Below are 20635 nucleotides of genomic sequence, written 5' to 3'. Positions count from 1 at the left end.
CCCTCCTTGCAATCGTGACAGTGTCACTGTCACGATTGCGGCATGCGTCTCGCCTCCCTGCTGATGTACGACGGCAACCCGCGCGCCGCGGCGGACCAGGTGGTCGCCCTCGAGAAGGCGGGCCTCGACAGTGTGTGGGTCGCCGAGGCGTACGGCTTCGACTCCCCCACCCTGATGGGCTACCTCGCGGCGCGGACCGAGACGGTGCAGATCGGCTCGGGCATCCTCAACATCTACTCCCGCACGCCCGGCGCGCTGCTGCAGACCGCGGCCGGCCTCGACAACGTGAGCGGCGGGCGCGCGATCCTCGGCCTCGGTGTCAGCGGCCCGCAGGTGATCGAGGGCTTCCACGGCGTGCCCTACCGCAGGCCGCTGGCCCGCACCGCCGAGGTCGTCGACATCGTCCGCCGCGGCCTCCGGCGCGAGCCGCTCACCGCCGACGGCGAGTTCCACCTGCCGCTGACCAAGGACGACGGCGCGGTGACGGGGCTGGGGAAGCCGCTCAAGCTGCTCACCCGGCCCGAGCGCGACACCATCCCGATCTGGATCGCCGCGCTGGGTCCGAAGAACGTCGAGCAGACCGCCGCCATCGCCGACGGCTGGATCCCCCACCTCTTCCACCCCGAGAAGGCCCACACCGTGTGGGGCGAGGCCCTCGCCGCCGGCAACGCCGAGCGACAGGAGGGCCTGGGCCCGCTGCAGGTGATGGCCGGCGGGCTGGTCGCGATCGGCGAGGGACCCGACACCGCGGCGCTGCTCGACCTCGCCCGGCCGTACTTCACCCTCTACGTCGGCGGGATGGGCGCCAAGGGCAGGAACTTCTACAACGACGTCGCCCGCGCCTACGGCTACGAGGAGGAGGCCGAGGCGATCCAGGACCTCTACCTCTCCGGCAAGAAGAAGGAGGCCGAGGCGCTGGTCCCGACCGAGTGGCTGGAGGCGGCGAACCTCGTCGGCCCCGCGTCGTACGTCAAGGAGCGCATCGCCGCCTTCCGGGAGGCCGGCGTCACCGACCTCCACGTCACCCCGGTCTCCGACCCGGTCGCGACGGTGGAGCAGCTCAAGGAGTGGGTGTCGTGACCCCGTGCCCGCCGGGCACGGTCACGACGTCACCAGGGCTCGTCGAGCAGCCCGGCCGCGCCCCGCTGCTGCTCCCCGAGATGGGCCTCGAGCACCAGCATCGCGCCGGTGAGCGCGGGAGTCGTCCACTGCAGCCAGCGCAGCTTGCCGCGGGCGTCGTCGGCCGCCCGGGGGTCGCGCGGGTGGCCGTCCTCGCCGGCGGCCTGGCCGAGCCGCTCGCCGTAGACGTAGGCGGCCGCCGTCGACGCGACCGCGGCGCTGGTGACGACCGCCTTGGCGACCGTCGCGGCGGTCGTCGGCCGGTGGGCGACGACGCGGTTGCGGTTGTCGGCCGTGATCGCCAGTCCGCTCAGCAGGTGCAGCGCGATGGCCGCGCCCTGCACCGGGCCCCAGCGCTCCCAGCCCGTCCCCGAGACCTCGACGCGCTCGCGCTCGGTGTCGGGCTCGCGGGCGGCCGGGTTGAGCCCGACGGCCCCGAACAGGGCCCCGCCGAACCAGGCGGCGTTGGTGACCGTGTGGGTCGCCCGCACGGCGGTGCTCACGAGGCTCATGCTGCCAACGTAGGCGCGCCCCGGCGGCGTCGCCTCACCCCACCGGGGAGGTCCCCGGCCGATCGGAGGAACCGTGCCTGACCGTCCCAGCATCCTCGAGCAGGAGCACGAGGACTTCCGCGCCGTCGCGCGCGCGTTCTTCGACAAGGAGGTCGTGCCGCACCACGAGGCGTGGGAGCTCGACGGGGTCGTCGACCGCGAGGTCTGGCGCCGGGCCGGCGAGCGCGGGCTGCTGTGCTTCGACGTCGACGAGGCCTACGGCGGGCCGGGGATCAAGGACTTCCGCTACAACATGGTGCTGGCCGAGGAGGCCGCCCGCGCCGGTGCCACCGGCCCGGGCTTCGCCGTGCACACCGACATCATCGTCCCCTACATCTCCTCCCTCGGCACCGACGAGCAGAAGCGGCGCTGGCTGCCCGGCTGCGTGTCCGGCGACCTCGTCACCGCCATCGCGATGACCGAGCCGGGCGCGGGCTCGGACCTCCAGGGCATCCGCACCACGGCCGTGGACGCCGGTGACCACTACGTCCTCAACGGCTCGAAGACCTTCATCTCCAACGGGATCCTGTCCGACCTGGTGGTCGTGGTCTGCCGCACGGACCCCGAGGCCGGGCACCAGGGCATCTCGCTGCTGGTCGTCGAGCGGGGCATGGAGGGCTTCGAGCGCGGCCGGAACCTCGCCAAGATGGGGCTGCACGCCCAGGACACCGCCGAGCTGTCGTTCACCGACGTACGCGTGCCGAAGGAGAACCTCCTCGGCCCCGAGGGCTCGGGCTTCGTGTCGCTGATGGAGAACCTGCCCCAGGAGCGCATCTCGATCGGCTGCATCGCGGTCGCGGCCGTCGAGCACGTCCTCGACCTGTGCCTGACGTACGTCAAGGAGCGCGAGGCGTTCGGCCGCCCCATCGGCAGCTTCCAGCACAACCGCTTCGTCCTGGCCGAGATGGCCACCGAGGCGCACGTCGCCCGAGTCTTCATCAACGACTGCGTGCTGCGGCTCAACGCCGGCGAGGTCGACACCGCGCTGGCGTCGATGGCGAAGTGGTGGACCACCGAGCTGCAGAAGCGGGTCGTCGACGCCGGCGTGCAGCTCCACGGCGGCTACGGCTACATGAGCGAGTACCCCATCTCCAAGGCGTACACGGACTCGCGGATCCAGACCATCTACGGCGGGACGACCGAGATCCAGAAGGAGATCATCGGCCGGATGCTCGGGTTGTAGCCGCTGGCTAGGTTCAGGCCATGGAGCTCTTCGAGATGGACGAGACCCGGACCATGACCCGCGAGGAGGCCGCCACCCGACTGCGCGCGCTCGCCGACTCGCTCGCCAAGCACAACTCCATCGAGTTCGTGCGCGACGGCGGTCGGATCACCGTCGCCGTGCCCGACGAGGTCGCCCTCAAGGTCGAGGTCGAGCTGGGCGAGTCCAACGAGGTCGAGATCGAGCTGACCTGGTGACCTGGTGACCGCCGGTCGCTGACCGGTCAGCCGGCGAGCACCTCGCGCAGGCGCGCGGCGAACTCCTCGGGCTTGCCCGTCTGGCCGAACTCCCCGCCGAGGAAGCCGTTGTGGCCCCCGGGGAACACGACGGGCTCCTGGCCCAGGGCCCGCGCGACGGCGTACGCCGACCGCCCCGCGACCTCGCCGTCGGCCGGCCCACCCGACTCCTCGCCGACGCCGACGACCACCCGGGTGCTCGCAGCGCGCACCGCGTCGAGGTCGGGCACGCGCGTGACGCCCTCGCCGCGCATGTTGGCCATGAGCGGGTCGTCGCGGGAGCCGTCGTCCTCGGTGGGCAGCCCGAACATCGCGGGGTCCGGAGCGGGCTCGTCGCCGCGCACCTCGCCGCGGTGCATCACCAGCCCGATGAAGCGGGCCATCGCCGGTCCGCGGCCGGACGCGTCGTAGGTGGCGACCATGTCGGCGCACACCCGTGCGATGGCCTCGGCGTCGGGGAGCAGCGCCGTCATCGGCGGCTCGTGCGCGACGAGGATGCGGACGTCGCCAGGGTGCGTCGCCACCAGGTGCAGGAAGTTGACCGCGGCGCCCGAGGAGGCGAACACGTCGACCGGCCCGACGCCCAGCGCCTCGACGAGCGCGTGCAGGTCGTCGGCGTGCTGCTCCGGCGTCACCGCCGCGGTGTCGTCGTCGCGGGTGCTGCGGCCGGTGTTGCGCGGGTCGGTCAGCACCAGGACCCGGTCCGGCGCCGCCCGCCTCAGCGCGGCGGCGAGGCTGCCGAACCCGGTGCTGTCCATCGGCGATCCCGCCAGGACCAGCGGCGGGGAGGCAGCGGTGGCGTCGGCGAGGTCGCCGATGACGTCGAAGGAGAGGACGGCGCCGGGGACGGCGACCGTGCCGGGCGTGCGGGGTGCGTCGGTCATGGACACATGATCGAACCGGTCGCGGATCGTCCGCAACGACTCCTAACCTGCCGGGATGAGCGACTTCATCGAGCAGGACCTCGGCGGCTCCACCTTCCAGCGGGTCGACCTGTCGGGCAGCACCTTCCGCGAGGTGCGCCTCGCCGGCGCCGATCTCCGCGACGTCGACCTCAGCGAGGTCCGCGTGCGTGCCGCCTGGCTGAAGGGCGTCCGCATGACGGGCGTCGAAGTTCCCGACATGGAGATCCACGGAGAGGTCGGCCGGCTGGTGGTCAACGGGGTCGACGTGGCTCCCCTCGTCGAGGCGGAGCTCGACCGCCGGATGCCCGAGCGGGCGCTGATGCGCCCCACCGACCTCGCCGGCTTCCGCACGGCGTTCTCGACGCTCGACCGGCTGTGGGCGGGCACCGTCGGGTCGGCGCGGGCCCTGCCCGCCGACCGGCTGCACGAGCAGGTCGACGGGGAGTGGTCCTTCATCGAGACGCTGCGGCACCTCGGCTTCGCGCACGCCTGCTGGGTCGGCGGCGTGGTGCTGGGCGACCCGTCGCCGTGGCACCCGCTCGACCTGCCGTGGGACGAGGCGCCGGCGGTGGCGGGCGTGCCGTGGGACCGCGACGTACGCCCCCCGCTCGACGACGTGCTCGACCTGCGGGCCCGGCGGCGCGCCACAGTGCAGGCGGTGCTCGACGGCCTGACCGACGAGGGGCTCGAGCGGCGCGTCACCTCGGCCACGCCGTTCCTCGGCGACGCGGACGACCTCACCGTGGCGGCGTGCCTGAAGGTGGTCCTCAACGAGGAGTGGGAGCACCGGCTCTACGCCGAGCGCGACCTCGCGGCGCTGGCGGGTTGACGCCACAATCGGCGACATGCCGGTCTACCTCGCCTGGACAGCCGCCCCGCCGGACACGCTCGAGGGTCCGTGGACGGAGGCCCGCGAGGTCGCACCCGGCCTCCTGCTGGTCGACAGCACCGAGTCGCTGTCGGCGGTCTTCCACGCCCTCAAGTGGTCGCTGCCCGACGATGCCGCGCTCCTCGTGAGCCCGGTGCCGTCGACCCCGAAGTCACGCGGCATGGCACCGGGCACGACGACGTGGCTGCGCGACCGCACGGAGCGACCGTGACCCACTTCCCCCCAGCCCCGGCGGGGCCGCACACTGACCGCATGACCGACAGCCTGGGCGCGCGGCTCGCCGGCGCCATCGCGGCCAAGGACGAGGCCGCGCTGCGCGCCCTGCTCGCCGACGACGTGGACTTCAAGGGGCTCACCCCCGGCCGGCTCTGGGAGGGCACCGGCCCCGACGACGTCGTGGAGACGGTCCTCGGCTCGTGGTTCGAGGAGTCGGACACGATCGAGCGGGTGGTCGAGGTCGCCGAGCGGTCCGACGTCGCTGACACCTCGCACGTCAGCTACCGCTTCGACCTCGTCAACCCGGACGGCTCGTACGTCGCCGAGCAGCAGGCCTACTACCGCGGCGGCGAGACGATCGAGCACCTGCGGATCATGTGCTCGGGCTTCCGTCCCCGGTGACCCACCTCTCCCGCATGCCGCTTCGCGGGGCCGGGTACCTCCACCGGTCGCACAGGTCGTGCGCGACGGACATCGAGAGGGGCCCCGGGTGGCCATCGCAGCCGAGCAGGTGCGCGAGACAGCAGCACGACACTTCGGGCACCGGGAGCTGCTGCCCGGCCAGGAGGACGCCGTCCTGGCCCTCCTCGACGAGCGCGACGTGCTGCTCGTGGCCCCGACCGGCTCGGGCAAGTCGCTGGTCTACCAGGTCGCCGGGCTGCTGCTGGGCGGGTGCACCGTCGTCGTCTCCCCACTCCTCGCGCTCCAGCAGGACCAGGTCGACTCGCTCGAGGAGGCCGGGCTCACCGCCGCGCGGCTGAGCTCGGCGGAGTCCGAGAGCGCCCGTGCCGCGGTGCTCGAGGCGGCCCGGTCGGGTGAGGTCCGCTTCCTGCTGCTCGCGCCCGAGCAGCTCGCCAACCCCGAGGTGCTGGCCGAGATCGCCTCGATCGAGCCGCGCCTCGTGGCCGTCGACGAGGCGCACTGCGTGTCCTCGTGGGGCCACGACTTCCGGCCCGACTACCTCCGCCTCGGCGACCTCGTCGCCCAGCTCGGCAAGCCGCGGGTGGTCGCGATGACCGCGACGGCCGCGCTCCCCACCCAGCAGGACATCGTCGAGCGGCTGGGGCTGCGCGACCCGCGCATCGTCCTGACGGGCTTCGAGCGCGACAACATCGCGCTCGCGGTCGAGCGCTTCGCCGACGCCGACGAGCAGCGCGACCGGGTGCTCGACCTGGTCGGTGAGCTGGCCGGCGATCCCGGCAGCGGGGTGGTCTACTGCCGCACCCGCGCCGGCGCGGAGTCCTTCGCCGAGGCGCTCGTCGAGCGCGGGTACCGCGCGGCGGCGTACCACGCCGGCCTCCCCCAGCGCCGGCGCAACCAGGTGCACGAGGAGTTCATGACGGGCGAGGTGCCGCTGGTGGCGGCCACGTCCGCCTTCGGCATGGGCATCGACAAGCCCGACATCCGCTTCGTGGTGCACGCCGACGTCCCGGAGTCCCCCGACACGTACTGGCAGGAGGTGGGGCGGGCCGGCCGCGACCGCGCGACCGCGAAGGCGGTGCTCGCCTACCGCGCCGAGGACCTCTCGCTCGGGCACTTCTTCGCCACCCCCGTGCCCAAGCCCCGCGACGTGCGCGCGGTCGTGGAGGCGATGAGGGCGGCGGACAGCGACGACCCGCGCGAGGTGAGCGAGCACCTCGACTTCGGCTTCCGCAAGGCGGGTCGCATCATCAACCTCGTCAACCTCGCCAGGGCCGCGGGCGACGTCCGGGACGACGCCGACCTCGACGCGGTCGTCGACGCCGTGGTCGAGCGGGCGAAGGCGCACCGCCGGCTCGAGGAGTCGCGGGTCGAGATGATGCGCGCGTACGCCGAGACCGACCGGTGCCGCAGCGCCTTCATGCTGGGCTACTTCGGCGCCGAGGTCCGCGACCGCTGCGGGGTGTGCGACAACTGCCTCTCCGGCGACGCGCCGGACGAGTCGCAGGACGCCGACGCGCCGTACGCCGTGCAGAACACGGTCGAGCACCCGGAGTTCGGAACCGGCACCGTGACCGACGTCGAGGACGACCGGATCACCGTGCTGTTCGAGGACGTCGGCTACCGGACGCTCTCGCTCGACCTGGTCGAGGACCGGGGGCTGCTGGAGGTCCGGCGGCCGGGGTAGGGAGCGGCGGGCGGCGACCGCGCGGCACCCCTGCTGGCGCTCCGGCACCGGGCTGGCCGACCACGTCGGACCCGGAACTGCCCTGTTCCCACCTAGCGCGCGGACCAGCGCCGAGGACGATGGTCTCGCACTCATCAGCCAACCGGGAGGCACCCGCATGATTCGACGCACACTTCTCGCCGCTGCCCTCGTCCTCGGACTCAGCACCACGGCAGCCCCCGCGCACGCCATCAACTACGGCCAGGTCGACAACGGCGCGCACCCGTACGTCGCGCTCATCGCCCTGTTCGAGGAGGACGGGACGTATGCGGGACGGTGCAGCGGCACGCTCATCGACGAAGACGTGGTGCTCTCCGCAGCCCACTGCACCGACGGGGTGGCTTACGCCCACATCTTCTTCGACGAGGATCTGCGCACGGTGGACGTCAGCACGTCGACCGACTTCGACGCGGTCGGTGCTCCGCACGCCATGCCGGGTTGGACCGGCTCGCTGACGACCCCGGACACGCGCGACCTCTCGGTCTTCACCCTCGATCGTGCCATCACCGACATCGAGCCGGCCCAGCTGGCACCGGTGGGCTACCTCGACGACCTGTCGACGCGGCGCGGTCAGCGCGACACCTACTTCACGACCGTCGGGTATGGCCTGCAGCAGCGCAAGCCCTACCTGATCGGCGACAAGATCCGCATGTACGCCGAGAGCGACCTGATCAGCCTGAACAACGCTCTGGTGGGCGACTACGGGCTGCAGACGACGAACAACCCCGGCAACGACCGCGGCGGCAACTGCTCGGGCGACTCGGGCGGTCCCATCCTCTACCGGAGCACCGACATCGTCGTGGCGGTCAACAGCTTCGGGCTGAACAACACCTGCAAGGGCAATGACTTCTCGTACCGCGTGGACACCCCGGAGGCCTACGCCTTCATCAGCGGCTTCCTCGACTGAAGCCCCGAGCCGCCGAACAGGCGGCGAGGCGCCCGTTCCGCGAGGGACGGGCGCCTCGTGCGCGGCGTCCTCAGTGGTGCACGCGGAACTGGGCCACGAAGTGATGTGCGTCGTTCGCGCGTTGCGTTTCGACGCGCAGCTCCACCGTGACCTCGCTGCCGTCCGCCCGGACAGCGGGCACGACGACCCACTGGTTCAGCAGGACGTCGCGTCCGTTCGTGGCGTGCAACGTCGTCCCGGCGATGTGGGCCTGGTGGAACCGTGGAGGGATGACGACGACGATTCGGCGCCCCAGCAGGGAGGAGGCGTCCTGGTAGCGAAGGAGCTCCACCAGCCCCGACGAGACGGCCATGATCACCCCGGCGTCGTTCGCGACCAGCGCAGGGACGTCCAGTCGCTCCACCTCGCGTGCGATCTCAGCTGACGGGGAGCTGCTCGTGGAGGGGCTGCGCAAGTCGGTGCGGACGGCCCACGGGACGGGCCGACCACCGTCGCTCTGCGACAGCACCTGCCCGCACAGCCACTGGCGCATCTCCACGATCTCGGGCTGAGTGGGCGGACCGAGCAGATGCCCGGCCTCGGCCGCTCGCACAGCGCGGGTGAGCACGTGGTCGAGCACCTCGAAGTGCGCTACTGCGGCAGCCGGGACCACGAGCTCGAGGTGTTCGGCGGTCGTGTCCGGTTCGACGGAGCTCGCTATCAGGGCGGCCGGGTCGATCGGCAGCTGCGGCTTCAAGATCTGTTCCTCGAGGATTCTCAGCGCGTCGCTGGCGCGAGCGTGTTCCTCGACCGCCTGTGGCTCGTCCTCGAGCGCGTACAGGAGGTACTCGCGCAACAGCGCGGACGCGTGCTCCTGCCAGGCCCAGTGCATGAGCAGGGGAACGTTCAACAACGTGGTGATCACGGTGTCACCGGTCGGGCTGGCCGCGACGGCCTCTCGAGGCGCCGGACCGGTGGGCTCCCCGATCTCGAACCAGACGACCTTCCCGGCGTCGACCCGCGATGCGCCCCACCTGTCCGTTTGATCCTCGACGATCGCCAGACCCCGTCCGGTGCCCGCCATCTGGGACCAGGACCGGCGGATCGGAAGGTGCGGACTGGCGTCACCCACCTCCACGCGGACGGCCTTCGCCTCTGCGGTGATGAGGAGGCGCACGTGCGTCCCAGCGTGCACCACGGCGTTCGTGACGAGCTCCGAGGTCACCAGCTCAGCCGCCTCGGCGAGATCCGCAGCCCCCGACTTCGTCACTGCGTCCCGCACCGCGCGCCGCGCCTCACGCGCCGCCGTCGAGGCAGGCGGCAGTGTCAGCGCTCGCACGGTCGACCCAGACACAGACCCACCCCCTGCTCGTCCGGCTCGGCCCGAGCACCAGCAGAACGCGAGTGCCAGGTGGCGCCCGCTACACATGTAACGACCTCAGGGGCGCATCGTGACGCCAAACATCGAATGCCGCACTGAGCGGCCCCCGAGGCAGCCCCCAGACCTACCCCGAATCACGCACGCCGCCTCGCGCCCTGCCCGAGAATGGTGCGGTGCCACCTCTCAGCGCGATCACCACGACCAGGCTCCTCAGGGCCAGCAGCGCGTCTGCCGCCCTCGCGGGCGGCATCTTCATCGCCGTCCAGATCGGTCACCCGGATCCCGGCACCTTCACCACCGAGACCGACGAATGGGTGGCGCGCAGCTTGGCCAAGACGGCAATGGCAGCCCTCGCGCTCGCGGGCATCACCGGCATGTACCTGCACCAGCACCGCCGACTGGGTGTGCTGGGACTCCTCGGATGCCTCACGTTTGCCACGGGCTACCTCGCCATCCTGGCAGTCGAGATGATCGCCGCAGTCGTGCTGCCCATCCTCGTCGACACCCATCCGGGACTGGTCGACGACGCCGTCGCAGCTGCGACCGGCGCGACGATCGACCGCGACATCGGCGCCCTGCAAACCCTGTTCAACGTCGCCGGCGCCGGCTACCTGCTCGGCGGAGTGCTCCTCGGCGTAGCGCTGTTCCGCGCCGCAGTCCTCGCCCGATGGGCCGCGGCCCTGCTGGCGATCGGCACCTCCGGCACGGCTCTCCTGGCAGTCCTTCCGGCCGCCTTCGACCGACCGATGGCCGTCCCCACCGGCGTCGCACTGATCGGGCTGGGTGTCTCGTTGTGGCGGCACACGGGCCGAACAGAGGCAGGCATCGACGTCCCCGCATCCGAGGGCACTTCGGCGCCGGCCGCCCGTCTCGCGTGACATCTGGTCGGCCGCGCCGCTGGGTGCGGCCGGCGCAGCCCTGTCGCCGCCGGCCACGACGATGATCTGACATCTCGGGCCGGTGCGCGGGTTGCTGTGGTCAATCCGCTTCGAGCTGCGTCTTTCCGCCGCCGGCTTCACATGACTGTTCGGTCCTGTGGTCGCCTATGACACGAGAGTCGGCGGCTGCAACGCTCGGTTCTCATCGCCGCTCGGAGGGTGGTCATCTGGCGGCGTAGTGGGCGGCGACCCTGGCCGCGGGCATCGTCGTGAGGTAGATCGAGAGGTTGTCGATGGTCCCGTTGAAGGCGGGGCTGGTGCCTGCTCCGGCGCCAACACGCCAGTAGCCGTTGTAGGCCTCCGCCTTCGAGGTCTGACCGGAGACGGCGGCGACGCCGTCGACGTAGAGCACGGTGTCGCCGAAGGAGCTGGGGTTGGCGACGGCGACGACCAGCTGGTGCCAGTTCCCGTCGTTGTAGGCGCGAGGGGTCGTGATGGTTCGGACGGGGTTGGTACTCCAGTTGCCGTAGGTCAGCTGTCCGGAGGGGGTCATCCGCGCGATGCGGTCTGCCAGCGGCGAGGTTGTCGCGGTGGTTGATTCAAATCCGACGAGATAGCCGCCCGTGGTGGAGGTGGTGCGGAACCACAGCTCGATGGAATGGGCGGTCGGTGCGGCGACCGGTCTGGCCGAGGTGACCGCCAGGCCCCCGGCTGCGCGCATCGAGGTGCCGGGGTTGCGGCTGGTCAGCGCGCCGGTCTGCCCCAGGGTTGCGCCGGCGCGGTAGGTGCCGAGGGTCTGGTTGCCGGAGCGGTCCTGGGCGGTGCCGGTGCCAACTGCCTCGTCGAGGAGCCAGAAGGTCGCAGGGTTGTCGGCGAGCACGGCGGCGACGTACGGCTGGACGAAGCTGGCGACGGTCCACCGCATGCCGGGGCTCCTGGTCTGGGCGGTGAAGCCGGCGTTGGCGGTGCCGAGACCGGTGCCGCTCAGCGCGATGACGATCCCGAGCAGGGCGGGAGCGTGGCGGCGCGCGACTCGGTGCGGGACTCGCCGAGCAGCCGGGACCTCCTGGGCGCCGTTGTCGTCGTCGGCGTCGTCTGACGTGTGCTCCGAGCGGCGCTGGCGCATCGGTCGCGAGGTGAACCGCAGCAGGTTCCACTTCGGCGGCTCCCCGTCAAGGTTGCGGGTGGCGGCCCAGAAGGCGGCGACGGTCAGCAACAGCCAGAGGCCGAGCCTGACCCACTGCCCATTCTGGAGCCAGGTCACCGGCAGGCCGACGAAGGGGACGAGCAGGATGCCGCGGGCCTCGAAGTCGTCGGTGGTGACTGGGGTGGCGTCGGTGACTTCGTTCGCGTCGCCTGCGCTGGTGTAGGACCCGTCGTCGCGCAGCTCGACGATGCGGTGCGTGAGCAGGTGCTCCCGGCTGGTCGACGGGTCGTCGAAGACGTAGACGCGGCCGACGGCAACCTTCTCGCCGATCGCGAAGGGGCGAGCGACCACGACGTCGCCGACGTCGATCGAGGGCCCCATCGAGCCGGACTTGATGACGAAGGAGCCCCAACCGAACAGCAGCGGCGCGAGCGCGATGACCGAGAGGGTCAGCAGGCCCGTGCGGTAGGCGCGCGAGACGAGCACGGCTGTCAGCCGTGCCCAGCCGGCGGCCGCGGCCGCGGTGCGCTGGGAGGGCATGGCGCCTCCAGGACTGTAAGGCTGTTCGACGGGCGCTGCGACGGCGGATCGACGGTAGTGGCCGGTGTCGCTGGGACCGGCCGGGGCGACGTGGCGTGTCAGCCCCGGCCGGTCATGGCATGACGAGGTGCGGGTGAACCGGTGGCGTGGCGCACCCGAGGGTCAGCCGTTGGTGCGCATCTCCCACTGCATGTCGATGCCGGTGGTGGCGCCCTGGAGCTGGTCGATCTCCGACTGCGTCATGCCGGTGGTGTCGAACTTGTAGGTCAGGCGGTAGGTCCGGTCGCGCACGCCCGGATCGACGGTCCAGCCGCCGAAGCCGGCCTCGAAGGTGTTGACCTGGGCGATCTGGCTCAGCGAGACGTCGGTCACGTGCGCCGGACCGCCGGCGACGAAGCCAGAGCAGTCGGCGAATGAGCCACCGGTGCCTGAGTCGATGGTCACCTTGATGCGGTTCTCCAGGCCCTGCGGACTGGTGACCGGGTTGACGGCGTAGCCCTTCACGGTGCTGGGCACCGACGCGTTGGCAGTCACCTTGATGCACTTGGTGTCGGTCGCGCCTGGGAGCATGTCCTTGACCTGGAAGCGGGCCGAGCCGTTGTCGTCATCGGTAAGGCTGACCGACCCGGTCGACCACTGGTTGCCTGAGTTGCGGGTCTGTCCGGTGAAGGCGGCATACGAGGACGTGTAGATGAGCGCCGCGGCACCGATGAGCGCGACGGGAGTGGTGGCGGCCGCGAGGACCTTGGTGGTGCGGCGGGTGGGCTTGTTCATGGTGCGGGCGTGCCTTCCTGTGGCCCCGGTCGAGGCCTGGTGGGTGGTGGGTGCCCGCAGGGTTGCGCGTAGCTGCTCACCAGGCGCTCGTGGCACAAGGCACCGCGCGCGAACCCGATCGAGGGCAGGCGCCGGCACCTACGTGTCATGTCCACCCGGGAAACGGGCGGACGAGCGAACCAGGGGCAGCCAAGAGTCCCGAGAGGGCGCCATCTGGCTGCCGTCAGCGTAGTAGCGCTGCACAGGGTCCTTTACCTTACCGACGAGGGACTACCCGAAGGGACTACACCGGCTAGTCCCCTCGGCCGGGAGTCCAGCTGCCTGTCCCGAGCTCGTGCGCCTGTCGTACTCGTCCGGGCAACGGCTCTTTCCCCACCAGTCGGGCAGCACACCGGTTACGGCGAAGCCAGCCGCCGATCCAGTCGAACACATCCTCGCGACTCACGCACCGTCTCCGGGGAGCGGTCGGACCTGACACTCGACGTCGACGATGGGTCAGTCCGCCGCTCGTCGGCACGCACGGACTGCCGAGATCCGGTAGTCGCGGGCCGGTGTCACGCGGAGGCCACGACCTGCGCGATGGCTAGCTCCTCATTCCTCACGCCGGCTCGAGCGTGGTTCTCCAGATTGCTGCGGACGTCCTCCGCGAATACTTCTGCGGCGGCGCGATCCGCGAAGACGATGAAGGTGTGCGACCGGGTCGGAGCGCTGTCAGCCCAATATCCATGGACGAAGCCTGGGGCCGCACGAACACCCTCGACGATGCGATCGAGCATCTCCCGCCGCAGAGCGGCCAGCCCAGGATCTGTCTGCCACGAAGCCACTACCGCGTACATCGCTCCGGCCCTCCCTCGCGGTCCCGCAACGGAGTATCGACGGGACGTAGCGTCCCGGCTAGGGCGCGAAGGCCGCGCTCATGCCGCGACGAGGGCGCCCGCAGGGCCGCGTCTTTGCTGTCAGGGACTCCTGATGAGCGATCCCGGCGGGGAAGTGATCGCCGGGGCGACGACGCAACCGGCGCATCGCGCCTGGCCGGTCAGTCGAGCAGGGCCTCGACCATCTGGCGGAGCACCCGCAGCTGCTGGCGCATCGGCTCTGGCGAACGCGCGGCGCGGCACATGAGGTAGGCGCCCTCGAAGGTGGCGAACAGGTGGTCGGCGAGCTCGTCGGGAGCAATCGGGAGTCCGCGAACCGCGAGCGCCGGACGCAGCAGCGCGGCAAATCCATTCCGCCAGGCAACCACGGCCCGGTCCACCTCGGCCAAGGTCGCGTCGTCGAGCAGATCACGCTCCGTGAGCACGGCGATGTAGAGACAGGCCGACTCCTCAGAGACCAGGTCCGCGGCCCACTGCTCGTAGAACCGTAGGAAGGCCACCGGCCGCTCCAGCTCGCCGTCGATCGTGGCGACCGCTGCAAGGCCCTGGTCGAGCAGCCGGAGGTCCGCGTCGACGTACCGCGACACGAGCTCGCGCGCCAGACTCTGCTTGGAGTCGAAGTGGTGGAAGAACGCGCCCTTCGAGCTGCCAGAGGCCGCGATGATCTGGTCCACGCGCGTCGCCGCGAAACCGTTCTGCTCGATCAGCTGCTCGGCTGCGTCCAGCAGTCGAGCCCGGGTCGCTGTTCCATCTCGCGGCATGAAGCCATTGTTCCAGACCATCTGGTCTGGTAGAACCAGACCAGATGGTCTGAAACGACGGAGGCAGCACCATGACTGATCTGCTCGCTGACAGAAGCTGGGTGACCGACGGAGGGTTGGAGACCGACCTCCTGTTCAACAAGGGAATCGACCTTCCTGACTTCGCGGCGTTCCCCCTCGTGTCGGACGCCGGCGGCGTCGAGGTGCTGTCGGCTTACTACGCCGACTACGCCTCCGTCGCACGAGCGGCGGGTGCCGGCCTGATGCTGGAGACGCCGACGTGGCGCGCCAACCCCGACTGGGCGGCCGGGCTGGGCTACGACGCCACACGGCTCGAGACCGTGAACCACCGCGCGGTGGACCTCCTACGATCCATCGCAGCCGACCTGGATGTCCCTGCGACGCTCATCAGCGGCGTGGTGGGCCCCCGCGGTGACGGCTACCTCGCTGCAGGCGCCGACGCCGACGAAGCAGCCGAGTACCACAGCCCCCAGGTGCACACCTTCGCGGCAGCTGGCGTCGACGTCGTGCACGCGATGACGATGTCCGAGCCTGCGGAGGCGCTCGGCGTGGTGCGTGCCGCCCGAGCGGCCGGGATGGCAGTGGCGATCTCCTTCACCGTCGAGACCGACGGCCGACTGCCGGACGGGACCACGTTGCGTGATGCCGTGCTGGCCGTCGACGCCGCCGAGGCGCCGGACTGGTACGGCGTGAACTGCGCCCACCCGCTGCACGTGTCGCCGGCGCTCGCGCTGCCAGGGCCTCACCAGCACGACGACGGTTCCTGGGCGGCCCGCATCGCGTCGTTCCGACCGAACGCCTCGACGCTCAGCCACGCCGAGCTCGATGAGATGAGCGAGCTCGACACCGGCGACCTCGCGCTGCTCACCCGGTCCACGAACGAGCTGCGCGGACACCTGCCCGCCCTTCGTATCGTCGGCGGATGCTGCGGCACGGACGCCAGCCACGTCGCAGCGCTGTGGGGCACCCCGCACAACGCGCATTGAGCCGAGGCGTGTCGCCCGAGCGTCTCGTTCTCAGGGCCACGATCGAACGATGCGTCATTCCGCCGCCCGTGCCCGCGAGGCCGTCTCCACGCGCGCCGTGCGACAGTCCGCGCTCGGTCGAGCGGGATCCCCGAGCGAAGCCCGCGCAAGCGCGGAGGGCCGGCGCACCGAAGTGCGCCGGCCCCCGAGCTCAGCGCCGCGTGACCCGCTCGAACGGCGCAGGCGTCTCGCCGGTCCACCGGTAGAGGTAGACGTCCCCGTCCTGCAGGACGGCTCCGTCCCGCTCGACGCGCTTGCCCTCGGCCACGTAGTAGTAACCGTCGCCCAGTGCCACGATCCCGTAGTCACCGTGGAACTCGTAGCCGAAGGTGCCTGACGCCGGGTGGTGGAGGCCCTCCTGTTCCAGCTCGAGGAGCTGGCCGGTCTCCGGGGTCGCCTGCCCCCGGATCAGACCGGTCCGCGGGGCGGTCTCGCCGTCGAGCCGGAAGAAGGAGTACTTGGGGTACGCCGGCTTGCGGCCGTCGTAGACGGCCATCAGCCAGTCGCGCGTGTACGGGTCGTACTCGAGGTTCTGGACCCCGAAGTGGGTGTTGCCGGTGAAGACGAAGTACTTGCCGTCGTGCCCGGCCGGGCCGCTGCGGTGGGGGGCGTCCTGGTCGAGCGGCTGCTCGTACTTCCTCCACCGGGTGACGTCGTAGGACAGCAGCACCTGGTGGTCGTTGTCGGTGCGGGAGGTGTTGGTGTAGATGCCGTAGGCGACGACGAGCCGGTTCTTGCCACCAGTCTTCCCGAACGCCGGACCGAACGCGACGCCGTCGATGCCGCTGCTGCCGTAGCGGTGGTCCGGGGTGCTGGCCGTGTCGCCGTCGAAGACGCCGTTGCCGTCCATGTCGGCGGTGAAGTCGGCGACGACCTCGTCGAGGTGCACCGCCGTCATCACGCCGTCTCCCTCGGCGTCCATGCCGACCCGGTCGATGGCGTCGACGTCGAAGATCGCGATGTAGAACGCCTCCTCCGCCTTGTACTCCAAGGAGCCGTAGACGCGGCCGTCCTTGGGGTTGACGTCCAGGTCGCCGAGGTGGCCGGTGAGCCCGGTGACGGTGCCGACCACGTTCCCGTCGAGGTCGGTCTTGACCAGCATCTGGGTGAACGACCAGTACATGTAGCCACGCTCGGCGTCGATCGCGACGCCCTGGACGTGGCTGGTCGGCCAGGCACCGCCGTGGATGTGGAGCGGGAGGTCAGCGGGGTCCGGCTCCGCCGGACCCGCGTACGCCGTGGGCATTGCAAGGCACAAGGCCGCAGCACCTGCGGCCAAGCCCGAGATGATCCTTCGCATGGTCGAGCACTCCTCTGTCGGGTCGGGGGCGCTCGTACCCTCGGGACCGCGGGTGACCAGGGCTCGCCGTCCGGGCGACCCAGGGTGGACGTGCAGGTGAACAGGGAGCCGTCCTCATCCGCCGCGGGCGGACGTCGCGGCCGGGAAGCACCGGCATCGGGTCGCGGTCGGCCGCCGTCATCTGCCCGCTCACGGATCGCCTGTTCCGTCTCGCATCCGAGACGCCGTCCTCGCGCGACGTCCTTCACGCCATCACGGCCCCGTGCCAGTCTGATCGGGAATCGCTCTCGACATCGGAGGCCCTCAATGACCGAGCAGAGCATCGCCCAGGCTGGCGCCCGCGACACCTCGAGCCCGTCGCACATGTGGAAGTTCTTCGTCTACAGCGCGATCGGGGCGTTCATGTTCTTCGCCCCCGTGACCCTCGACGGTCGCGACTCGATTCCGCTCGACCACCTGGTCACCGCGATCCGCGACACGGCTCCGTCGCTGATGCCCTACTACGCGCTGGCGCTGATCGTCGGCGGGGCGGCGGTGCCGTTCGTCACCGGCACCTGGCGCCGCTCGACCATCGACGTCGTCTTCACGGTCGCGAAGCTGGTCGGGATGGTGATCGGCTTCCTGCTCGTGCTCGAGACCGGGCCGGCGTGGCTGGCGCGACCCGACATCGGGCCGTTCCTGTTCGAGAGCCTGGTCATCCCGGTCGGCCTGCTGGTGCCGATCGGTGCAGTGTTCCTCGCCCTGCTGGTGGGGTACGGCCTTCTCGAGTACGTCGGAGTCATCCTGCAGCCCGTCATGCGACCCCTGTGGCGAACGCCGGGTCGATCGGCGATCGATGCGGTGGCGTCGTTCGTCGGCAGCTACTCGCTGGGTCTGCTGATCACCAACCGTGTCTACCGCGAAGGCAAGTACTCCGCGCGCGAAGCCGCGGTGATCGCCACCGGGTTCTCGACGGTCTCCGCGACGTTCATGATCGTGGTGGCGACGACCCTGGACCTCATGGGGTCGTGGCTGACGTACTTCTGGACGACGCTGCTGGTCACCTTCCTGGTCACTGCCGTCACTGTGAGGATCCGTCCCCTGTCACGCATGCCGGACACCTACTTCGAGGGCGTCGAGGCCCGCCCGGAGGTCGACGGTCGCGGTCGGAGGCTGAGCCTGGCCTGGCAGGAGGCGAAGCACACGGTCGCAGCCGCCCCGCCGCTGCACGTCAACGTCTGGCGGAACGTGCGCGACGGGCTGCTGATGGCGATGGCGATCCTGCCGTCCATCCTCTCGATCGGGCTGCTCGGCCTCGTTCTCGCCACCTGGACGCCGGTCTTCGACTGGTTGGGCTACCTCTTCTACCCCGTCACGTGGGCACTGCAGATCCCCGAGCCCCTGCTGGTCGCGAAGGCAGCAGCTGTCGGGATCGCCGAGATGTTCCTGCCGGCCCTGCTGGTGACCGAGGCGGTGCCCGCCGTGAAGTTCATCGTCGCCGTCGTCTGCGTGTCCCAGGTCATCTTCTTCTCCGCCATGGTCCCGTGCGTCGTCGCCACCGACATCCCGATCTCGGTGCCTCAGATGGTCGTGATCTGGTTCGAGCGGGTGGTGCTCACCCTGGTCCTCGTCACCCCCATCGCGTTCCTGCTCTTCTAGACGCGCGGTCGCCCTGCCTGCGCCGAGGCCCCTCGAGCGGGCTGGGCATTCCCCCGGTCAGCCGGGTCCGAAGGGCAACCAAGCGGTACGCAAGCGATGCGCAAGCGCCTCGCCGCAGGCTGTGGCCACACCTACAGCTGACCACTTGGAGCGAGCCCGATGTCCGACACCCACTCCGTCCCGCGCCGGCTGCGCGGCCTGCCGGCCCTGGCCGCAGCAGCCCTGATGACGACCACCCTTCTCGGTGCCGCTGCCCCGGCCGAGGCCGCGGCAGCACGATGCCAGGGCGTCCGCGCCACCATCGTCGGCACCGACAGGTCCGAGGTCATCAAGGGCACCTCGAAGCGTGACGTCATCGTCGCCAAGGGCGGGCACGACCGCATCGACGCGGGCCCCGGGAACGACCTCGTCTGCGGCGACGCCGGCAACGACCGCGTCTTCGGGTCCAACGGAACCGACGTCCTCCGCGGAGGCGCCGGCGACGACAGCATCTCGTCGGGTTCCGGTGACGGCGGCCTGCTCTACGGCGGGCCCGGCAAGGACCGGATCGCCGCCATGGCGGGCGGCATCGGCCTCTACGGCGAGGGCGGTGGCGACACCCTGATCGCGCACGGGGAAGGAACGCTCCTCGAGGGCGGCGCCGGCGACGACACCATCACCGGCTCCGACTTCCCCGACGTCATCGACGGCGGCAACGGCGACGACACCATCGACGCCGGGCCCGGCGACGACAAGGACGTCGACGGCGGTCCCGGCAAGGACCGCGTCTTCGGGTCCAACGGGACCGACGTCCTGCGCGGAGGGACCGGAAACGACAGCATCTCCTCGGGCTCCGGTGACGGCGGCCTGCTCCACGGCGGGCCCGGCAACGACCGGATCGCCGCGATGGCCGGCGGCATCGGCCTCTACGGCGAGGACGGGGACGACACCCTCATCGCCCACAAGGAAGCCACCCTCCTCGAGGGCGGCGCCGGCGGCGACACCATTACCGGCTCCGACTTCCCCGACGTCATCGACGGCGGCGACGGCAACGATTCGATCGACGCCGGGCCCGGCGACGACAAGGACGTCGACGGCGGTCCGGGCAACGACCGTGTCTTCGGATCCAACGGCACCGACGTCCTGCACGGCGGCTCGGGCAACGACGTTGTCACCTCCGGGTCCGGTGATGGCGGCCTGCTCCACGGCGGGCCCGGCAACGACCGGATCGCCGCGATGGCCGGCGGCATCGGCCTCTACGGCGAGGACGGGGACGACGAGCTCATCGCCCACAAGGAGGCCACCCTCCTCGAGGGCGGTATCGGCAACGACGACATCATCGGCTCGGGCTTCCCCGACACCGTCGAGGGCGGCGACGGCAACGACACGATCAGCACCGCGGGCGGCAACGACACCGACGTCGATGCCGGCCCCGGCGACGACCTCGTCGACACCGGGGACGGTGCCGACACCGCCACGGGCGGGGACGGCAACGACACCCTCCGGATGGGCGAGGGCACCGACACCTGCGACGGCGGCACGGGCACCGACACCTGCGACGGCGGTGCCCCCGGCACCGCCGCCAACACCCCCACCGACCCCGACACCTGCGTCGCCGAGGTGAAGGTCTCGTGCCGCGCCGAGGGGTTCCCGGACCGCTGGCAGGTGAAGATCTCCGGTCACGAGGTGCGCGAGGGCGAGTACTCCGGCGACACCTACGACTGGTCCATCACCATGACCGTGGTGCGCCACGGCGACCCTGCTCACACCGCGATGTGGCGCTACGAGTCCGCGACGGGCAGCTACACCGGCTCGGGCCACTTCGGCGACTGCTCGTTCACCGAGAGCGGCACGCTCGACCGCAACTGGTCGGCCGACTTCCTGTTGGCGCCGCACATGGATGAGTACGCCCTCGACGTCGTCGGCGGCGGCGACGGCACGCAGTCCGTCACCTGCAGGAACCGGTCGTACACCTCGACGACGACGTTCGAGGCCTGGGGGGCGACCGGCTGGGGGCCCGAGGGATGGCCGTGGGACGAGACGCAGTCCGAGATCGTCGGCGAGTGGGTCGACGAGGACCCCGGCTTCCGCCGGCACATCACGTGGGTGATCTCCCCGTTGAGCTGAGCTGCCGCACCTCCCACGA

Annotated in this window: 19 protein-coding genes; 12 read left to right on the top strand and 7 right to left on the bottom strand. The window is 71.0% G+C overall.

Annotated elements, in window-relative coordinates; all coding sequences use genetic code 11:
- The first annotated feature begins 42 nt into the window (after positions 1–42).
- Positions 43–1080 carry an LLM class F420-dependent oxidoreductase gene (locus tag J3P38_RS16520; RefSeq protein WP_210504414.1) on the top strand — a complete coding sequence of 346 codons (1038 nt, stop codon included), beginning with the start codon at positions 43–45 and terminating at the stop codon, positions 1078–1080.
- Between the two features lie 29 nt (positions 1081–1109).
- Here J3P38_RS16520 and J3P38_RS16515 read toward each other — a convergent pair whose 3' ends face one another.
- Positions 1110–1631, bottom strand: a complete 522-nt coding sequence (locus J3P38_RS16515) for a hypothetical protein (RefSeq protein WP_210504413.1) — start codon at positions 1629–1631, stop codon at positions 1110–1112.
- 73 nt (positions 1632–1704) lie between these two features.
- Here J3P38_RS16515 and J3P38_RS16510 point away from each other — a divergent pair, with 73 nt between their 5' ends.
- Positions 1705–2853: an acyl-CoA dehydrogenase family protein gene (locus J3P38_RS16510; protein ID WP_210504412.1), complete on the top strand. Its 1149-nt coding sequence runs from the start codon at positions 1705–1707 to the stop codon at positions 2851–2853.
- Positions 2854–2873: 20 nt separating this feature from the next.
- The gene (locus tag J3P38_RS16505; RefSeq protein ID WP_210504411.1) at positions 2874–3089 is read left to right on the top strand and encodes an amphi-Trp domain-containing protein; all 216 of its coding nucleotides are present in this window, start codon (positions 2874–2876) and stop codon (positions 3087–3089) included.
- 26 nt (positions 3090–3115) lie between these two features.
- Here J3P38_RS16505 and J3P38_RS16500 read toward each other — a convergent pair whose 3' ends face one another.
- Entirely contained in the window at positions 3116–4012 is an 897-nt protein-coding gene (locus J3P38_RS16500) for an alpha/beta fold hydrolase (protein WP_210504410.1), read from the bottom strand.
- A gap of 55 nt (positions 4013–4067) precedes the next feature.
- Here J3P38_RS16500 and J3P38_RS16495 point away from each other — a divergent pair, with 55 nt between their 5' ends.
- The 5 genes from J3P38_RS16495 to J3P38_RS16475 all read left to right on the top strand — a co-directional run bounded on the left by J3P38_RS16495 (position 4068) and on the right by J3P38_RS16475 (position 8191).
- A complete protein-coding gene (locus tag J3P38_RS16495) occupies positions 4068–4862 on the top strand; it encodes a DinB family protein (RefSeq protein WP_210504409.1) in 795 nt (264 codons plus the stop codon).
- A gap of 16 nt (positions 4863–4878) precedes the next feature.
- Positions 4879–5133 carry a hypothetical protein gene (locus J3P38_RS16490; RefSeq protein WP_210440040.1) on the top strand — a complete coding sequence of 85 codons (255 nt, stop codon included), beginning with the start codon at positions 4879–4881 and terminating at the stop codon, positions 5131–5133.
- Positions 5134–5174: 41 nt separating this feature from the next.
- Entirely contained in the window at positions 5175–5540 is a 366-nt protein-coding gene (locus J3P38_RS16485) for a hypothetical protein (protein ID WP_210504408.1), read from the top strand.
- 88 nt (positions 5541–5628) lie between these two features.
- A complete protein-coding gene (locus tag J3P38_RS18480) occupies positions 5629–7245 on the top strand; it encodes a RecQ family ATP-dependent DNA helicase (RefSeq protein ID WP_210504407.1) in 1617 nt (538 codons plus the stop codon).
- A gap of 157 nt (positions 7246–7402) precedes the next feature.
- Positions 7403–8191 (top strand): trypsin-like serine protease, encoded by a 789-nt coding sequence (locus J3P38_RS16475; RefSeq protein WP_210504406.1) that lies wholly within the window; start codon positions 7403–7405, stop codon positions 8189–8191.
- Positions 8192–8261: 70 nt separating this feature from the next.
- Here the strand turns inward: J3P38_RS16475 and J3P38_RS16470 are convergent, their stop codons facing one another.
- Positions 8262–9599, bottom strand: coding sequence for an ATP-binding protein (locus J3P38_RS16470; protein WP_374222622.1), 1338 nt, complete (start codon positions 9597–9599; stop codon positions 8262–8264).
- A 125-nt stretch (positions 9600–9724) separates the two neighbouring features.
- On the opposite strand from J3P38_RS16470, the gene J3P38_RS16465 reads away from it, so the two are divergent.
- Complete coding sequence (locus J3P38_RS16465) at positions 9725–10429, top strand: hypothetical protein (protein ID WP_246856400.1); 705 nt, start codon at positions 9725–9727, stop codon at positions 10427–10429.
- A 223-nt stretch (positions 10430–10652) separates the two neighbouring features.
- On the opposite strand, the gene J3P38_RS16460 is transcribed toward J3P38_RS16465, so the two are convergent.
- The 3 genes from J3P38_RS16460 to J3P38_RS16450 all read right to left on the bottom strand — a co-directional run bounded on the left by J3P38_RS16460 (position 10653) and on the right by J3P38_RS16450 (position 14526).
- A complete protein-coding gene (locus tag J3P38_RS16460) occupies positions 10653–12116 on the bottom strand; it encodes a LamG-like jellyroll fold domain-containing protein (protein WP_210504404.1) in 1464 nt (487 codons plus the stop codon).
- Between the two features lie 162 nt (positions 12117–12278).
- Positions 12279–12890, bottom strand: a complete 612-nt coding sequence (locus J3P38_RS16455) for a hypothetical protein (protein ID WP_210440032.1) — start codon at positions 12888–12890, stop codon at positions 12279–12281.
- Between the two features lie 1036 nt (positions 12891–13926).
- Complete coding sequence (locus J3P38_RS16450) at positions 13927–14526, bottom strand: TetR/AcrR family transcriptional regulator (protein ID WP_210504403.1); 600 nt, start codon at positions 14524–14526, stop codon at positions 13927–13929.
- Positions 14527–14597: 71 nt separating this feature from the next.
- Between J3P38_RS16450 and J3P38_RS16445 the strand changes: the two genes are divergently transcribed.
- Positions 14598–15533: a homocysteine S-methyltransferase family protein gene (locus J3P38_RS16445; protein ID WP_210504402.1), complete on the top strand. Its 936-nt coding sequence runs from the start codon at positions 14598–14600 to the stop codon at positions 15531–15533.
- A gap of 190 nt (positions 15534–15723) precedes the next feature.
- Here J3P38_RS16445 and J3P38_RS16440 read toward each other — a convergent pair whose 3' ends face one another.
- Positions 15724–16818, bottom strand: a complete 1095-nt coding sequence (locus tag J3P38_RS16440) for a hypothetical protein (protein ID WP_210504401.1) — start codon at positions 16816–16818, stop codon at positions 15724–15726.
- A gap of 360 nt (positions 16819–17178) precedes the next feature.
- Here J3P38_RS16440 and J3P38_RS16435 point away from each other — a divergent pair, with 360 nt between their 5' ends.
- Positions 17179–18510, top strand: a complete 1332-nt coding sequence (locus J3P38_RS16435; RefSeq protein ID WP_210504400.1) for a YjiH family protein — start codon at positions 17179–17181, stop codon at positions 18508–18510.
- 159 nt (positions 18511–18669) lie between these two features.
- A complete protein-coding gene (locus J3P38_RS16430; protein WP_210504399.1) occupies positions 18670–20616 on the top strand; it encodes a calcium-binding protein in 1947 nt (648 codons plus the stop codon).
- Positions 20617–20635: the final 19 nt, after the last annotated feature.

This window comes from Nocardioides xinjiangensis (genome assembly GCF_017916455.1).
In the GTDB taxonomy this organism is placed as follows: Bacteria; Actinomycetota; Actinomycetes; order Propionibacteriales; family Nocardioidaceae; genus Nocardioides; species Nocardioides xinjiangensis.
This window is presented reverse-complemented; position numbering and strand designations above follow the sequence as displayed.

What these genes read in the sequence shown, in the direction of transcription:
- J3P38_RS16435 (WP_210504400.1), top strand. Translation starts at nt 17,179, where the DNA reads ATGACCGAGCAGAGCATCGCCCAGGCTGGCGCCCGCGACACCTCGAGC.
- J3P38_RS16450 (WP_210504403.1), bottom strand. Translation starts at nt 14,526, where the DNA reads ATGCCGCGAGATGGAACAGCGACCCGGGCTCGACTGCTGGACGCAGCC.
- J3P38_RS16520 (WP_210504414.1), top strand. Translation starts at nt 43, where the DNA reads ATGCGTCTCGCCTCCCTGCTGATGTACGACGGCAACCCGCGCGCCGCG.
- J3P38_RS16430 (WP_210504399.1), top strand. Translation starts at nt 18,670, where the DNA reads ATGTCCGACACCCACTCCGTCCCGCGCCGGCTGCGCGGCCTGCCGGCC.
- J3P38_RS16515 (WP_210504413.1), bottom strand. Translation starts at nt 1,631, where the DNA reads ATGAGCCTCGTGAGCACCGCCGTGCGGGCGACCCACACGGTCACCAAC.
- J3P38_RS16500 (WP_210504410.1), bottom strand. Translation starts at nt 4,012, where the DNA reads ATGACCGACGCACCCCGCACGCCCGGCACGGTCGCCGTCCCCGGCGCC.
- J3P38_RS16495 (WP_210504409.1), top strand. Translation starts at nt 4,068, where the DNA reads ATGAGCGACTTCATCGAGCAGGACCTCGGCGGCTCCACCTTCCAGCGG.
- J3P38_RS16490 (WP_210440040.1), top strand. Translation starts at nt 4,879, where the DNA reads ATGCCGGTCTACCTCGCCTGGACAGCCGCCCCGCCGGACACGCTCGAG.
- J3P38_RS16455 (WP_210440032.1), bottom strand. Translation starts at nt 12,890, where the DNA reads ATGAACAAGCCCACCCGCCGCACCACCAAGGTCCTCGCGGCCGCCACC.
- J3P38_RS16440 (WP_210504401.1), bottom strand. Translation starts at nt 16,818, where the DNA reads ATGCCCACGGCGTACGCGGGTCCGGCGGAGCCGGACCCCGCTGACCTC.
- J3P38_RS16445 (WP_210504402.1), top strand. Translation starts at nt 14,598, where the DNA reads ATGACTGATCTGCTCGCTGACAGAAGCTGGGTGACCGACGGAGGGTTG.
- J3P38_RS16505 (WP_210504411.1), top strand. Translation starts at nt 2,874, where the DNA reads ATGGAGCTCTTCGAGATGGACGAGACCCGGACCATGACCCGCGAGGAG.
- J3P38_RS16470 (WP_374222622.1), bottom strand. Translation starts at nt 9,599, where the DNA reads ATGTGTAGCGGGCGCCACCTGGCACTCGCGTTCTGCTGGTGCTCGGGC.
- J3P38_RS16485 (WP_210504408.1), top strand. Translation starts at nt 5,175, where the DNA reads ATGACCGACAGCCTGGGCGCGCGGCTCGCCGGCGCCATCGCGGCCAAG.
- J3P38_RS16475 (WP_210504406.1), top strand. Translation starts at nt 7,403, where the DNA reads ATGATTCGACGCACACTTCTCGCCGCTGCCCTCGTCCTCGGACTCAGC.
- J3P38_RS16460 (WP_210504404.1), bottom strand. Translation starts at nt 12,116, where the DNA reads ATGCCCTCCCAGCGCACCGCGGCCGCGGCCGCCGGCTGGGCACGGCTG.